Annotated in this window: 12 protein-coding genes; 7 read left to right on the top strand and 5 right to left on the bottom strand. The window is 57.6% G+C overall.

Annotation, left to right across the window (positions count from 1 at the left end; translation table 11 throughout):
• The 5 genes from tssI to tssH form a co-directional block, all read right to left on the bottom strand.
• Positions 1 to 1,649, bottom strand: a 1,649-nt coding sequence (gene tssI / locus ACFSE1_RS06025; protein WP_377397866.1) for a type VI secretion system tip protein TssI/VgrG, incomplete at its 3' end; no start/stop codon positions are given.
• A 21-nt stretch (positions 1,650 to 1,670) separates the two neighbouring features.
• A complete protein-coding gene (locus tag ACFSE1_RS06020) occupies positions 1,671 to 2,567 on the bottom strand; it encodes a hypothetical protein (RefSeq protein WP_377397863.1) in 897 nt (298 codons plus the stop codon).
• Positions 2,568 to 2,580: 13 nt separating this feature from the next.
• Entirely contained in the window at positions 2,581 to 3,657 is a 1,077-nt protein-coding gene (locus ACFSE1_RS06015) for a hypothetical protein (protein ID WP_377397860.1), read from the bottom strand.
• A 105-nt stretch (positions 3,658 to 3,762) separates the two neighbouring features.
• Positions 3,763 to 4,239 carry an Hcp family type VI secretion system effector gene (locus tag ACFSE1_RS06010; RefSeq protein WP_377397857.1) on the bottom strand — a complete coding sequence of 159 codons (477 nt, stop codon included), beginning with the start codon at positions 4,237 to 4,239 and terminating at the stop codon, positions 3,763 to 3,765.
• Between the two features lie 34 nt (positions 4,240 to 4,273).
• Positions 4,274 to 7,051: a type VI secretion system ATPase TssH gene (gene tssH / locus ACFSE1_RS06005; RefSeq protein ID WP_377397854.1), complete on the bottom strand. Its 2,778-nt coding sequence runs from the start codon at positions 7,049 to 7,051 to the stop codon at positions 4,274 to 4,276.
• A 234-nt stretch (positions 7,052 to 7,285) separates the two neighbouring features.
• Between tssH and tssA the strand changes: the two genes are divergently transcribed.
• From tssA to tssF, 7 genes are all read left to right on the top strand, one after another.
• Positions 7,286 to 8,344: a type VI secretion system protein TssA gene (gene tssA / locus ACFSE1_RS06000; protein WP_377397851.1), complete on the top strand. Its 1,059-nt coding sequence runs from the start codon at positions 7,286 to 7,288 to the stop codon at positions 8,342 to 8,344.
• Between the two features lie 84 nt (positions 8,345 to 8,428).
• On the top strand, positions 8,429 to 8,935 hold the full coding sequence (gene tssB / locus ACFSE1_RS05995; protein WP_377397848.1) for a type VI secretion system contractile sheath small subunit: 507 nt from the start codon (positions 8,429 to 8,431) through the stop codon (positions 8,933 to 8,935).
• Positions 8,936 to 9,037: 102 nt separating this feature from the next.
• A complete protein-coding gene (gene tssC, locus ACFSE1_RS05990; protein WP_377397844.1) occupies positions 9,038 to 10,519 on the top strand; it encodes a type VI secretion system contractile sheath large subunit in 1,482 nt (493 codons plus the stop codon).
• Between the two features lie 56 nt (positions 10,520 to 10,575).
• A complete protein-coding gene (gene tssC, locus ACFSE1_RS05985) occupies positions 10,576 to 11,964 on the top strand; it encodes a type VI secretion system contractile sheath large subunit (protein WP_377397841.1) in 1,389 nt (462 codons plus the stop codon).
• A complete protein-coding gene (locus tag ACFSE1_RS05980; RefSeq protein ID WP_377397838.1) occupies positions 11,961 to 12,791 on the top strand; it encodes a type VI secretion system accessory protein TagJ in 831 nt (276 codons plus the stop codon). Before tssC (ACFSE1_RS05985) ends, ACFSE1_RS05980 begins: the two co-directional genes overlap by 4 nt.
• Positions 12,784 to 13,293: a type VI secretion system baseplate subunit TssE gene (tssE, locus tag ACFSE1_RS05975; RefSeq protein ID WP_377397835.1), complete on the top strand. Its 510-nt coding sequence runs from the start codon at positions 12,784 to 12,786 to the stop codon at positions 13,291 to 13,293. The genes ACFSE1_RS05980 and tssE overlap by 8 nt, the downstream gene beginning before the upstream one ends.
• Positions 13,286 to 15,067, top strand: coding sequence for a type VI secretion system baseplate subunit TssF (tssF, locus tag ACFSE1_RS05970; protein WP_377397832.1), 1,782 nt, complete (start codon positions 13,286 to 13,288; stop codon positions 15,065 to 15,067). Before tssE ends, tssF begins: the two co-directional genes overlap by 8 nt.

Genomic DNA, 15,067 nt, shown 5'->3' with positions numbered 1-15,067 from the left:
GAGACTTCCACAGCCCGATTGCCGCCGATGGAGGCCACCTCATGACGATCAATGCGCTTGGTGCGGTCGTTCAGCACCCGTGTTGTCTGATCCTTCTGGGCATGGAAGAACTGGTTTTCCTTGCCCGCCTCGTCTTCGAAGCTGATCTCGTTGAAACCCTGGCCCTTGTGGGTGTTGGAGCGCAGAACCATGCGCGTCTTGTTGGCCGGCAAATCATACGGCACGGCGTTTGCGGGGTTCGGCACGACACCGATGACGAGGGGACGGTCTGGATCGCCATCGACGAATGCAACCATCACCTCCATGCCGATGCGCGGGATGATCTGTGCGCCCCAAGTGCCGCCGCCCCAGCTTTGCGCCACCCGCACCCAGCAGGTGTCGGAGCCGTCCTTCTTGGCCTTGCGGTCCCATGGAAACCAAAGCTTGATGCGGCCGTATTGATCCGGGTGGATCTCTTCGCCCTCAGGGCCTGCAACAATCGCCACCTGCGTGCCTTCAATGCGTGGCCGTCTGGTCTCGCGATGCGGGGTGAGTGGAACGCGGGAAGGCAGGGCCTCAAACGTGTTCTGGTATTCTGGGGTATCGGTCGACGTTTCATAGGAGCGATCCACCACCTCATGACGGATGGAGACGATCACATGCTCTTCGTATTGATGATCGGGATGCGCGACCTCGTAAGGCGTAAACCTGCGGCCCGCTTCCAGAATGCGAGAGGTGGAGCCGCCATGGACCCGCTCATGGTCTGCTTCGGTTGCCTGCACCCGAAGTTTTTCGGCGCGTTCTGCTTCTGCAACGGAGGAGATGCGGGCGGGATATTCGTAGAGCTCGCGCTTGATGGCGTCCGGCATCTGGATGAGCGACGGTGTCTCGGCCCGCGGCACCATGGAGGGGGTCTCGAAGTTCCAGTCCCCGCCGGTGCGCTTGCCGGGCACGTAAGCGAAGTGCCGCTGCCATTCGTTGATATGGTTGCGGTCTGACGATCCCTGCGCCAGCCGCACCTTGCCTTCGCCTTGCGCAGACGGGGAGGGGCCCAGCCAGCCGGACGCGCTATCGGCCACATGCAGCTTGTGGCGACCGTCCTCGTGGGAGAACCAGTAGAAGATACCGTCCTCTTCCAACCGCCGTGTCAGATAGGAAAGATCCGTTTCGTTGAACTGCACACTATAGTGCTGTGGTGGCACGGGTGAAATCACGCCGGATGTATCAGGGGCTGGAATGCCATGCTCGGAAAAAAGAGTTTCAAGTACTTCCAGCGAGGTCTTGTCCATCCAGATGCGGCAATCGGATCGGCGTGACAACAGCCACATCTGCGGACGCAGCACCATGGAATAGGCGCGCAGACCACGCGTGATGGGCGGGCCTTCGTTCAGCTCTGTCACCAGCCCATTGAACGGGCGGCGCACGGCAGAGCCTTCTTCGCCATCGCCCTGGGAGATCTCCAGTGACACATCGACCAGCTTGCCAATCAGTTCGTCCGGCTTCACCTGTGGTTTCTTCGAACGAGCGGCCAGCTTGATCTCGAACAGACGGTTGACACCTTCTTCGATCACCACCCGCTCGGGCAGAAGCTGATCCTCACCGAGCGGCGAGACGATCTTCAACACACGGCTTGCCTGGATGAAATCGGCAGATGAAGGCTGGTCGTTCATGGTCAGATCCTGTCTCTCGCCTCAGTTCTGCTGCGACTTGTTTTTCGACTGCGTGATAAGACGCTCCAGATAGGTGTTCAGGAGCTTGGCATTCGCCGCGTTGGACACATCGCGATAGGTCGAAATCAGAGTATCGCGCTTGGCCTGGCCTTCTTCGCTTGCGTAGAATCTTGTCAGGACGGCCAGCTCGTCAGAGGTTAGTGCCTCGAGCGCCAAAGCGAGGCGTTCTCTTTCCTGTGCTTTGGCGGCATGCTTTGGCGTTGGGTTCTCGTTGGTGGTGCGTGCCCGCAAGTTCTGGATTGTTGCGCCGGTTTGCGCTTGCAGATTTTCGATGGGAGCTATTGCAAGCTGCTCTGCAGAGGCGTTGGTCACAACCTCCAATGCGGCATACATAATCTGTTCCGTCACCGCCGTTTCGACAGCAAGCTCAGGGGATGCCATTGTGTTGAGGAGTTCGGAAATCTGGCTCCTGCGCTCAGCGTCTACTGGTTCGAGGGAGGTTTCACCGCCACCGTTCTTAGACGCTTTACGAGCCTCGCTGAGTGCATGGGCAGCCTTTGCAAGCTCGCTTGCATTGACGTTGACCTGGCCAGTTTTGGCCAGATTGGAAGCGATGCGCGATTCCATCTCAGCGCTATTGAATGAGAGCGAAGCGGCCTGTTCCAGAACTGGCTGCAAATCGGAAACACCGCTCACTCCATTCTGATTGGCTGCACGCGCGACAGATGCCGCCAGTTCTGGCGTCAAATCCAAGCGGGGCTTAACCGCCTCCATTTGTAACAACGACCTATCCACCGAGCCCTGGTTGTCAGCAAGGCCGGATGAAAACAGAAAGGCACCCAAAAGAGCCGCCATAACAAGCACAAAGAGCCGGTGGCTAGGCAGATGCGCCAGGGGCTTCTGAAAAAAGGCCGCCATCGTCATCATTCGCTCACATCATCCGCACTTCGGTCAACGCGCGCGGACGCGCATCGGCGGACAGGCGATTGATAACCTGCTCCGCTTTCATGATCTGCGCATGTTGCGTCGGATCAACAAGGAACTTTTCCAGCATATTCTGGTCCGGATAGAACTTGCCGTTGCCGGTCTGCAAGCTCAGGAGATCGATTCGATCCCGAATTCCGCCGCCGATATTCTTGTAACGGATGCGCTGGCCGGGCTGGTAATGCGGGGTCGGACGGCCAACCAAGCGCGGCAACGTTTCTTTCGGGTAATCGCTGGCCGAAGGCATCTGGTTGATTGAACTGGAGCTGTATTCGACCGTTCGTCCGATGGTTTGATCGCTGCCGTTCATTGCCGGCGCATACTGTACCAGCTCATCGGAATCGAGCACCGAAGCCATGTAAAACAATAGCTCCATTTTCTGCGACAAGCGTTGCTCATCCACCTTGCGACCGGAAGGCGGATTGCAGAATGGAATCCTTCTTGTCAGTTCCGCTATTCTGTTCTTGCCAGACTCGTTGATCAGCCTGTCATCGCGAACACCCTGGACAAGATCGTGGACGCAGATGTGGTTCGCATTGATGAAGTCTTCAATGCGGGTCTTGTAGTTGATCGCGGTTGCTGCAGATGCCATCGGAGCGCTGCTGGTGAAGGTCTCGGCGGCCTTCTTGACATGGTTGCCAGCCAGCTTCTTGGCCTCATCCATAACGCTGCCCAAGGCGAACATAAGCGTCTTGTTCGTTGAGGCTGCGTGCAGCATGTCGAAAGTGCGGTTCAAATTGTTATTGCAGACGACGTTCAGCATCGTTCGCCCGGCCAGCACTCTGACCGATGTGGTGGCAAAGGCTGCCATCATCACACTGCCAGTCAGGATGGATGCTCCGAGCACAAAAAGCTCTGCTTTTGTACGATCACGCTCAGCCTGAGCCTTGGCTTCCCGCGTGAAATTCTGCACAGCAAGATCGTAGGCTCGAACGTAAGGGTTGGCCACATAGGATTCCCACTGCGATTTGTATTTCGGCAATTCGAGCAGAACTTCGTTCAATCGATCATTTGCTGAAGACATTTGCCCTCTCCACTCATCAAGGCAGATGGAACCTGGGCCTGCGGCCGAGGCAGGCATGGGGGAATGATGCCGGCGCAAACCGGCATCAAAACATATGGCTCCAGATCAGGCAGCTTTGGTCGTTGCCAGATCGTAGGAGGCAATCATCGGCGATTGCGGCGACTGGTTCTCGTCGAACGGCGTGTACTTCACTTCCATCTTGGTGAAGTTCAGCTTGATGGTTTCGATCGGACGATCGCCATTGGAATCGATGGAGTAGCTTGCCAGCAGCGTGTTGGTCAGCGTGTACTCGATGTAGGTTTCACCCGGATTGCCGGTGGTCACCATGTGAATGGTTGCGCGCTTGCCGGTGCGGCCCGAGCAAGCCTCCTGGAACAGCTTCGTTGAAGACGAATCGCTGACCTTGGTGAGGATCACTTCGGACACTGTCGGCTCGGAAGCTTCACGATTGGCAGCAGAACCTGCAGCTGTGTTCATGTTGCGGGAGACGTTCCAGTGAATGGCTTCGATGTCCATCCACTTGCGATGCTGTTCATGGGTTGCATCACCCTGGATACCGTCGATTTGCAGATAAATCGGCATGCGTCAGCTCTCCTGTTTGAGAATGGTTTGCTGGTTACGGCACGTCGGCACGGCGCCGTGCTCTTCCCCGCACGCGTTTGCGAGCCGGGGCTACTTCATCCGAAGCGCCAGCTTTCCCGGCACCAACGGATTCCTGTTCGGCATTCTGGGCCTGCACGCTGATCGCGAAGCTTTGGCCATCATGCCGGATTTGAATGTTCTGGATTTTAGCGGCGCGGGTCAGCGTTTCGAGCAGCGAAGAGGAGAGCGCGGGCATCAGATCCCGCATGATCATCACCTCGATTGCACGAGCACCCATTTCGCTCCGCTGCGCTCTGGCACACAATGCATCGCGCGCCGTCTTGTCCACCGCCAACTCGGCTGCGTAGGTGTCCTTGATGCGTTTCGCGATGCGCGCAAGATGCATGTCCACGATGCCAAGCAGGCTTTCCTGGCCCAGCGGCATGAAGGGGAGGATGGTCGTTCGACCGAGAAATGCCGGTTTGAAATGTTTTTGAAGCTCAGGAACCAGCAAGGTCTCGAGTGCTTCGCCCTCTGGCATCGTATCCGGATCGGAAGCAAGCGACGCCAGTAGCTCGGAACCCGTATTTGCTGTCATGAAAATCGTTGTGTTGCGAAAATCGATGTCCCGTCCTTCGCCATCACGAAGCGTGCCCTTGTCGAAAACCTGATAAAAGATTTCCTGAAGGCCGGGATGTGCCTTGTCGATTTCATCCAGGAGTAAAACGCCATAGGGTCGACGTCGAACGGCTTCCGTCAGAACACCACCTTCACCGTAACCCACATAGCCGGGCGGTGAGCCGAGGAGCATGGATATCTTATGCTCTTCCTTGAACTCGGACATGTTTATCGTGGTCAGATGCTGGCTTCCTCCGTAGAGAATATCTGCCACGGATAGCGCCGTCTCGGTTTTGCCGGTGCCAGACATGCCAACGAGCAGGAAGACGCCCGGCGGGCGGCTGGGATCGGCGAGACCTGCCTTGGCCGCCCTCATTGCATTGGCGATACGTCCAATCACGTGGTCCTGTCCCAGAACCCTCTGCTTCAAGTTCTGGTCCAGCGTTTGTACGGCAGTAATCTGGTCGGAAAGCAGTTTGCCGACGGGAATGCCTGTCCAGCGGGAGACAATGGCCGCCACAACATCTCGATCGACCACACGCGGCACAAGGCGATTTTCTCCCGAAAGATCGCTGATGGCCTGTTCCAGCTGCTTCAATGCCTGCGATGGGGTTTCGCAATTCCGTGCATGTGAAGGAAGCGGCGTTACGTTGGAGGATACGCCAATCTGTTCGCAGACGAGTGGGATCGGCACAACATCTTCGTCCGCTGCCACCAATTGCTCCAGCCGATCCGCCTCTGAGGAAAGCCGAAGTTCGGCATCAAGCCGGTTCTCAAGCTCCAGGATTTCGTTCTGGATTGCCGCAATTTCAGCGTCAATTTCAGCGAGCCTAGCTGTGGTTTCGTTCGTCTGAGGTTCACGGGCAAGCCATGATCGCTCTTGCTCCAGCAGCATGCTTTCCTGGCGTAGATCAGACAGAGCGCCGGGTGTCGTCTGGCGGGCAAGTGCAACTGCTGCTGCCGCCGTATCAAGCACACTGATCGCCTTATCCGGCAATTGGCGTGCTGGCAGATAGCGCTCAGTCAGCTCAACCGCAGCGCGGATCGCCTCATCGCGAATACGCACGCCGTGATGCTTCTTCAGTCCGGCGGCTATGCCGCGCACCATCTGGATTGCCGTTGCCTGATCGGGTTCGCGGACATGTACCAACTGAAAGCGGCGGGTCAGTGCCGCATCCCTCTCGATATGCCGCTTGTACTCGCTCCAGGTGGTGGCTGCGATGGTGCGCAGCTCGCCACGGGCAAGTGCAGGTTTAAGAATGTTCGCCGCATCACCCTGGCCTGGCTGCCCACCAGCGCCAATGAGACCATGGGCCTCATCGATGAAAAGTATAATCGGCTCGGGAGAGTTCTTGACCGCGTCGACAACGCCATGCAAGCGGCGCTCAAACTCACCCTTTACGCCGGCGCCTGCCTGTAACAGCGTCAGATCAAGGAGCAGTAGGCGGATGCTACGGAGCTTCTCCGGAACGTCTTCATGAACGATCCCGAGCGCCAGAGCCTCAACAATTGCAGTCTTGCCTACACCAGGTTCGCCAACGAGGATTGGATTGTTCTGACGCCTGCGCATCAGGATATCGATGACCTGACGCAGCTCCTGCTGGCGACCGATCACGGCATCAAGCTTTCCGCCTCGCGCTTCTGCGGTCATGTCGCGGGTGTAAAGGCGCAGGAACTCGTTGCCATCGCTCGATGCTGTGGCGGAGGCTGCTTCCTGAACATCTGCTGGGCCTGGCTGCGGCGCGCGAGCCCGCATGGCATCAACGGCGTTCCGATCGAGGCGCAACAGCACAGGCGCCGCACCGCGCAGATAGGCGCGCAAGCTACTGTCATCGACAAGAGCGGCAAGAATATCGCCCAGTGTGATCGAGTTTCGTCCCTGTTCCAGCGAAGAAAGCAGCCATGCCTCCCGGCAGGTCGCGAGAATGTTTTGCGAAAGCACCAGGGATGCTCCATCGCCGCGTCCCAAATCGGCGATTGCGCCATCAAGCTGCTGGCGCAGTGCTTCACAATCGACACCAGCGGCAGACAGGGACGCTGCAATATCTGGCACATCCAGCAATCCGCGCAGCCAATGCGCCAGTTCGACGCTTGAGTGCTGCATGCGCGCGGCGACCGATGCCCCTGTCTCAAGACCGACACGAAGCGGCGCGTCCAGCCTCCTGATAAGACGATCCAAATCGATCTGCGGCATATAGACAAGCTCCGTAAATGCGACGCCTCGGCCCACGCATTGGTTGCGTGAAGATAGCTATGGCGGGTTGTTCCAGATGTCCAGAGGAAAAAGTGATTCATGCTAACTTTTTAGAGCAAAACGAAGCTTGTCATCATTTCGACATCATTTATAGGGGGTTGATTACAAGTCGTTTTTGCACAATATGAGCTATCTCAAACGGCTCAAATCTCCGAAGGCTGGGGATCGGATGTAATGAATTTCGACGAATTGAAGATTTACATTAGTGAAGACCGACCTTGCGGGGAAAACATTCGCATTAATACTGAAGCGCGAGATGTATACTTTAAAATTAAGGATGCCCGCGGCCTTGCCAGGGCATCGGAACGCATGGTTAATCCGGGTGAAAATGTAAGTCTATCTCCGCTTTGGCAAGAGGTTCGCACTCTAGGGTTGCGAATTTTGACTTCCTATAGCAAAGACATCGAGGTTCTTGCCTGGCTCACAGAGGCGGAAGTTCGGCTCAATGGTTATGCCGGATTGCGTGATGTCTATGGTCTGACGGTGTCGCTTTTAGAACAGTATTTCGATGCGCTCCATTCGATCGGCGATGAGGATGATGAGGAACGTTTTGCGCCATTTGCAGGTCTGAACGGGATTGGCAGCGAGGGCACTCTGATCCAGGCTATCCGTTTGACACCGCTCATTCCGGGCGCGAAATTCGGGCAATTCACCCTATGGGATTTTCAGGTCTCACAGCGTCCGGGTCAGGAACGGGTCCGAGAGGATCTTGAGAATGCATTCGCTAATCTGAATGTCGCTCAGATATCAGGGCAGTTCGCGGCGATCAGCGACTGCATCGCCTTGTTCGATCGCATCACGGAAATACTTGAACAGAAGTGCGGAGCGCTTGCTCCAGCGAGTTCTAATACACGTAATGTGTTAGCTGAGGCCGCCGCCGCCTTGAGATTCCTGGGACATATCTCGGAGGAAGGCGAGGAGGGTGCTGCGGGTTCGCTTGTGTCCGAAACAGAACAGCCTCTGTCTGTGGATGGCGCCGCCGCTCAGCATCTTGTGCGTAAGCCCTCGGCAGACGCCATTTCGTCGCGCGAGGAAGCCTTCGAAATCCTGCTTGCCGTGGCGCGTTACTTCAAGAAAACCGAACCGCATTCTCCCATTTCGCTGTCTCTCGAAACATTGGTGCGGCGTGGGCGCATGGGGTTTTCAGACCTTCTGGCGGAATTGCTGCCGGATGCCCATCAGCGGCAGGCGGTGCTGACGGCCGCAGGAATCAAGAGCACAGATTCAAGTTGAGCCAGAACAACCTCTGGCCGCGCCGCAGGCGTCGCCTACATCCATTGATCAAAGCTGCCTCGTGGCAGGAAGGAGAGATTTAAAATGGCAAGTGTTCATGAAAAGCTGGAAAGGGTTCGCAAGCCACGCGTTCACATCAAATATGAGGTGGAAACGGAAGGCGCGATGGTTGCAAAGGAATTGCCCTTCGTTGTGGGGGTCCTGGGTGACTTTTCAGGCAATCCCACCCAGCCACTCAAGCCCTTTGGCGAGCGCAAGTTCGTCCAGATCGACCGGGACAATTTCGATGATGTGATGCGCCGTATGACCCCTGGTCTCCAGCTGACGGTTGATAACACGCTGCAGAACGATGGCAGCCAGCTGGAGGTCTCGCTGAAGTTCGAAAAAATGGAGGATTTCGAGCCGGGTGCGATTGTGGAGCAGGTTCCTGCTTTGAAGGCTTTGCTGGATGCGCGCAACGAACTGCGCGACCTGATGAGCAAGGCAGATCGTTCCGAGGAGCTGGAGCGTATGCTGGAGGACATTCTGCAGAACAAAGGCGATCTGACGAAGCTGGTGGCGCAGCTGGCGGAAAAATCGCGGCCGTCCTGAGACCTGAGCGCATGAAGCGGCCGGGCGCAATCGCCCAAAGTTCAGGCCCCAATCACCGAGAGCGCGAGGCAGAAGCCTTGCAGCCACTGGAAGGATGACGAGATGAGTGCTGAAACACAAGTACAAACACGCGAGCAGGCAGCCCTGGCTTCAGATGAGGATCTGCTGAGCAAAGTTGTTGCCGCCACGCGGCAGACCGAACCGGATCGTGCGCAAAATCTGTTGCGCACCCTCACCGATCAGGCCCTCAAGGGTACGGTGAGCTACGATCGCAATCTCACCATCACGCTGAATAATGCGATTGCTGAGATTGATAAGGCAATCTCCGCGCAGCTGGCGGCGATCATGCACACGCCGGAATTCGTGAAGCTGGAAGGCAGCTGGCGCGGCCTGAACTATCTGGTGAAGAACACGGAGACCAGCGTCAACCTGAAGATCAGGGTGCTGAACGCATCGAAGCGGGAGATATCCAAGGATCTGGCCAAAGCGGTTGAGTTCGACCAGTCCCGTCTTTTCAAGTCGATCTACGAAGATGAGTTCGGAACTCCCGGCGGAGAGCCCATGGGTGCTCTGGTTGGCGACTTTGAATTCGACAATTCCTTCGAAGATGTCCAGCTGCTTCAGGGCATCTCCATGATTGCCGCTGCATCCTTCGCCCCCTTCATTTCCGGGGCAAGCCCTCACATGTTCGGCTTTGAGAATTTTACCGAACTGGCAAAGCCGCGTGATCTGGAAAAGATCTTCGAAACCGTCGAATACGCAAAATGGCGCAGCTTCCGCGAAAGTGACGATTCGCGCTTTGTCGCGCTGGCAATGCCGCGCGTCCTGTCGCGTATGCCCTATGGCCCGAAGACAGCACCTATCGATGCCTTCAATTATGATGAGACAGGTGGTTCCACGACCGGTGAACTGCCGCACGATTCCTATTGCTGGATGAACGCAGCCTACGTGCTTGGAACGCGCCTGACGGATGCCTTTGCCCGAAGCGGGTGGTGCACGGCAATTCGTGGCGCAGAGAATGGCGGCAAGGTTGAGAACCTTCCCATGCACATTTTCTCCAGCGATGACGGCGATCTCGATCTCAAGTGCCCAACCGAAGTGGGCATCACCGATCGGCGCGATGCGGAGCTTGGCAAGCTGGGCTTTCTTCCCCTGTGCCACTACAAGAACACCGACTACGCGGTCTTCTTCGGAGCGCAGACGGCACATAAAGCCAAGGTCTACGACCGCCCTGAAGCCACTGCAAATGCGGCTGTGTCCGCCCGGCTTCCCTATATGATGGCGACCTCGCGCTTTGCGCATTACCTGAAGGTCATGGGGCGGGACAAGATCGGCTCCTTCATGGAAGCCAAGGACTGCGAAGCCTGGCTTAATCGCTGGATCTCCAACTACGTCAACGCCAATGACGATGCAGGCGAGGAGTCACGGGCAAAATACCCGCTTCGCGATGCGAAGGTGACGGTACAGGAAATTCCGGGCCGTCCCGGATCCTACAATGCCGTAGCCTGGATGCGTCCCTGGCTTCAGATGGAAGAACTGACCACTTCGCTGAGAATGGTTGCCCGCATTCCATCCAAGAACTGAAGTCTTAGGGCGAATGGATGCCCGTAAAGCGTCCATTCGCTCCGTGAGGATTTGATATGCTCGATGTTGGCAGCGATGCACGACGGCTTGCAGATCAGTTGATCTGCCTGATCGATGAAGCGCTGAATGCTCAGCTGAACGCGATCATGCACCACTGCGCCTTTCAGGCCATGGAGGCCCGCTGGCGCGGGCTTGCCATGCTGGTGCGGCAGGCATCGCGGGGCAACGACGTCAAGATCAAACTGCTCAGCGTCGAATGGAACGAACTTGCACGCTCGCTCGAGCGTGCCGCGGATTTCGATCAGAGTCATCTTTTCGAGCTGGTTTATAGCCGGGAATTCGGCATGGCAGGCGGCGAACCCTTCGGCCTGCTGATCGCAGATTACTACTTCTCACCCTCAGAACCTGAAGGTTCCGATTCCGTCGGTGCGCTTGCACATCTTGGAATGTTGGCGGCAGCGGCTTTCTGCCCGCTCGTGGCGGGAGCAACGCCAAGGTCGGTAGGACTTGAAGATTTTTCCGAACTCAGCCGCATCCAGGATTTCAGCTGGCTTTCGACCGACCCGCGCCGGCTTCGCTGGAACAGCCTGCGGGCCAGCGATGACGCGCGTTTCCTTGGTCTCGTCGCGCCCCGCATTCTCATGCGTCAACCTTTGCGCCCGCATGACAGGCATCGGGCAGATCCCTTCCCCTTCCGGGAGCAGATTTCCGATAACGCAGATACGCTTCTCTGGGCAAATGGCGCTTTTGCCTTCGGCGCGGTGATCATCCGCAATTTCATCGAGTCTGGCTGGTTTGCAGATATTCGCGGTGTGACGCAGGACAGAGTCGATGGAGGGCTTCTATCCTCCCAACAGATTGCTCCACTCGATCCAGCCATTGAAAGCGAGGGCCTGGGTGCGCAGCCGCCGCTAGAAGTCAGACTATCCAGCCATCAGGAGCAGCAGCTGGGAGAACTTGGCATCATCGCCATCGGTTCGACCTACCTGACCGCAAATGCGATCTTCAATTCCAATCCCTCGCTGCACGCGCCGCCGCACTATTCCAGCGATCAGGCCCGGCAGAATGCGCGGCTTGCAGCCATGCTGCAATATGTGTTGTGCGCGTCGCGCTTCAGCCATTACCTGAAGGTCATCATGCGCGATGAAATCGGCAAGTTGACCGAAGCGCGCACCCTGGAGCGGCGTCTGGACGATTGGCTGACGGGTTATACCCTCGGTAACGACGATGCCGATGTTTCCCTGCGCATTCGCTACCCGCTGCGCTCCGCCGGCATTTCCGTTTCGGAAATCCCGGGCAAGCCGGGAAGCTTTGCCTGCACCGTGCGGCTGCAACCCCATTTCCAGCTGGACGATATCTCCACCAGCTTTCACCTCATTGCCGAAGCCAATCCGGATCGGATTGCTCCGGTTGCCGCGAACCGCCGCGAAAGGATTTCCGCATGACCCTGTTTCAGCAGATTTCAGCCCTGTTGTCCGAAGGAGATCTCGATGCTGCGCTTGATGCCGCCAAATCGGCCGTCAAGACAGGACCATCCGATGCGCAGGCGCGCAATCTGTATATCGATCTGCTGATTGTCGCAGGTGATTATGAGCGTGCCGACAATCAATGCGGCCTAGCGGCCACCTTCCAGCCCGATGCAGTCATGGGATTTGCTCTTCTTCGAAACCAGCTCCGCGGAATGGCCGCTCGCGACGCCTGGTTCAATACTGGGGCAGTGCCCGACTTTCCCGATGGGCCGACCGAGCTTGACCGGTTGGCGATGCGGCTTGCCGTGGTGGATCGTGAGGGCGATGCGCAAACGGCAGGGGATCTCCTGCGTGAACTGGATGCCCTGCGCGGTGAAAAGCCCATGCTTTGCAACGGCAAGCCAGTGTCGGATTTCCGTGACCTCGATGATCGCATTCCCCATGCGCTGGAAGTGATCATGAGTGGCGGCGCTTATCTGTGGATTGATTATGCTCGCATTGCCCAGCTGCGGATCGAGCCAGTGCGCCGCCCACGGGACTTTGCCTTCCGTCCGGCAGAATTGACGCTGATGGATGGCGCGGTCGCGCCGGTGCTTCTTCCTGTCATCTATCATTCCAGCAACAGTATGGATGCTGATGCCCGGCTTGGGCGCGTTACCGACTGGAAAGCGCTGCCCACCGGGCTGACGACAGGGCATGGCCAGCGGTGCTTTCTGGTCGCAGACCAAATGATGTCGTTGTCGGAAATCAGCGAACTGGCCAGCCCCATCGGCACGACAGCACAAAGGATCGCCCATGGCTGATCCTCTCGACGTCTTTCGCCCGAAGGAACGGCAGGTCTCGCGTTCGGTGCTGGACAGGTTACTGGACGATGCGCCCTATAGCCCTGTTGATCCGCCGTTGAGCTATGCGGTGCAAATCCGGGAAATGCGGGAGGCTATCCGGCGCGATCTGGAAATGCTGCTCAATACCCGACGCTGCATCCAGACGCCTGCGCCCGGTCTGGCTGAGCTGCAAAATTCGCTGCGTAACTATGGCGTGGATGGCGCGGTTGCGGCCAATCTGATGACGGATGAAGCAAAGCTATCACTTGCGCGCTCCATTGAGCGAAGCATCAGCCGCTTTGAGACGCGACTGTCCAATGTAAGGGTAACCATTCTCAAGACTCGCAGCGTCACCGCTCGCGCCCTGCGCATGCGAATTGAGGCGACCTTCCGGCTTCATGAAGGCATGCCGCCCATCAGCTTTGAGTCCGTCATCGATCCGTCATCGCAGCGCATCCAGGTGGAGGGAAGCGATGGCTGACGGGTTTCTTGCACGCTATAATGAGGAGTTGGCGGCGCTGCGACAGCGCGCCAGCCGCTTTGCGCAGAGCTTCCCGAAAATTGCAGGACGCCTGCGCATGACGGGCGAGGTGATTGACGATCCGCATGTGGAGCGTCTGGTGCAGAGTTTCGCCTATTCGGCGGCGCGCGTGCGACAGAAGCTCGACGATGAATTTCCTGAACTGACCAGCAGCCTTCTCGAGACACTCTATCCGCACTATCTGGCGCCGCTGCCGTCCATGTCCATCATTCAGTTCGAGCCGGCTAAAACGCTGGCGAGCGAGCAGATTGTTCCGAGGCATACCGAGATTCTGGCAGAACCGATTGCCGGCGAGACCTGCCGTTTCAGAACGACGCAGGATGTGGCGGTCGCCCCCATCGATCTCGCTGCCGCGCGTTTGATGAGCCAGCCGCTCGATGCGCCACAGGTCGCGTTCAGTGGGGTCACTGCTTGCCTCAGGTTGTCGCTACGCCCACGCGATATACGTCAGCCCATCGGCAGCATCGGGCTGTCAAAGCTCCGTCTCCATCTGGCGGCTCCCTGGCAGCAGGCCATCCAGATCCATGAGGTGCTGTGCAACCATACTGTCGGGATTGCGCTCGCACGCCATTCGGGTGATTTGCAGCCAATCTCCCTGGGCAGTCGGAACTTGCGTCCACTCGGGTTTGGCGCCGACGAGGCATTGCTGCCTTATCCGGCACCGAGCTTCGAAGGCTATCGTTTGCTGACGGAATTCTTCGCGCTGCCACAAAGATCGCTCTTTATCGAGCTTTCGGGCCTCGAGCTTTGGCGTCAAGACACGCTTGAAATCTTCATATACCTCAACGCGGCCAACCCCAGGCTGGAGAGAACGCTCTCCGCGAGGGATTTTGCATTGCATGCAACGCCAGTCGTGAACCTGTTCAAGCAGGCATGTGAGCCGATTTCCGTCGATGGCACCCGAACCGAATACCGGCTTCTTCCTGACGCCAGACGTCAGAGGACGCGTGAGATCTATTCGGTGGAAAAGGTGACGCTGAGCGATCCAGCCGGTAACCGGCAGACGAGTCAGCCCTTCTTCGGTCGCTCCCATGGCACAGAGCGTGCAAGCACCTACTGGCAGATCACCAGGCGTTTTGACGAGGATGATGGAACGAGCGATACCGACATTGCCTTTGTCGATCGCGACCGGCGCTATGCGAGCCCGGTGGATGCGGTCGCCAGTGTGGATGCGCTTTGCCTGAACCGGAACCTGCCGGAACAGCTTCCATTCGGTGGCGGGCATCCGCATTTGCAGCTTGCATCGGGGCATGAAGCGGTGGCTGGCCTGCAGGCGCTTCTTCCACCCACGCCATCGGTGCGGATGAACGATCAGGAAGGCCGCAATTGGCGCCTGATTTCTCATCTTCTCCTCAATCACCTGTCGCTCACAGATGGCAATGGCGGTGCATTAAAGGACATTCTGTCACTCTACAGCGTCCGCGATAGCCCGGAAACGAGACAGTTCGCGGAGGCTATCGTGGGCCTGGAGACGCATTCATCTCTTGCGCGGATGCCGCATGGGGGCATGGTGCCCGGCACGGATATTGCATTGACCTTCGATCCCAACGCTATCGATCAGGCCTCAGCCTATCTTTTCGGCAGTATTCTGGATCGTTTTTTCGGGCTTTATACCTCTATCAACAGCTACACGCGCCTTGCTGTTTTCATGAAGGGCATCAGCGAACCTGTTGCCCGCTGGCCGGCCCGTGCAGCCGAACGTCCACTCTTGTGA

The sequence above is a fragment of the Affinirhizobium helianthi genome (assembly GCF_042680945.1).
GTDB lineage: Bacteria > Pseudomonadota > Alphaproteobacteria > Rhizobiales > Rhizobiaceae > Neorhizobium > Neorhizobium helianthi.
This window is presented reverse-complemented; position numbering and strand designations above follow the sequence as displayed.

Excerpts from the sequence above, each read along its gene's own strand:
- tssB (WP_377397848.1), top strand. The coding sequence starts at position 8,429 with ATGGCAAGTGTTCATGAAAAGCTGGAAAGGGTTCGCAAGCCACGCGTT.
- tssA (WP_377397851.1), top strand. The coding sequence starts at position 7,286 with ATGAATTTCGACGAATTGAAGATTTACATTAGTGAAGACCGACCTTGC.
- tssE (WP_377397835.1), top strand. The coding sequence starts at position 12,784 with ATGGCTGATCCTCTCGACGTCTTTCGCCCGAAGGAACGGCAGGTCTCG.
- tssC (WP_377397844.1), top strand. The coding sequence starts at position 9,038 with ATGAGTGCTGAAACACAAGTACAAACACGCGAGCAGGCAGCCCTGGCT.
- ACFSE1_RS05980 (WP_377397838.1), top strand. The coding sequence starts at position 11,961 with ATGACCCTGTTTCAGCAGATTTCAGCCCTGTTGTCCGAAGGAGATCTC.
- tssF (WP_377397832.1), top strand. The coding sequence starts at position 13,286 with ATGGCTGACGGGTTTCTTGCACGCTATAATGAGGAGTTGGCGGCGCTG.
- ACFSE1_RS06010 (WP_377397857.1), bottom strand. The coding sequence starts at position 4,239 with ATGCCGATTTATCTGCAAATCGACGGTATCCAGGGTGATGCAACCCAT.
- ACFSE1_RS06015 (WP_377397860.1), bottom strand. The coding sequence starts at position 3,657 with ATGTCTTCAGCAAATGATCGATTGAACGAAGTTCTGCTCGAATTGCCG.
- tssC (WP_377397841.1), top strand. The coding sequence starts at position 10,576 with ATGCTCGATGTTGGCAGCGATGCACGACGGCTTGCAGATCAGTTGATC.
- tssH (WP_377397854.1), bottom strand. The coding sequence starts at position 7,051 with ATGCCGCAGATCGATTTGGATCGTCTTATCAGGAGGCTGGACGCGCCG.
- ACFSE1_RS06020 (WP_377397863.1), bottom strand. The coding sequence starts at position 2,567 with ATGGCGGCCTTTTTTCAGAAGCCCCTGGCGCATCTGCCTAGCCACCGG.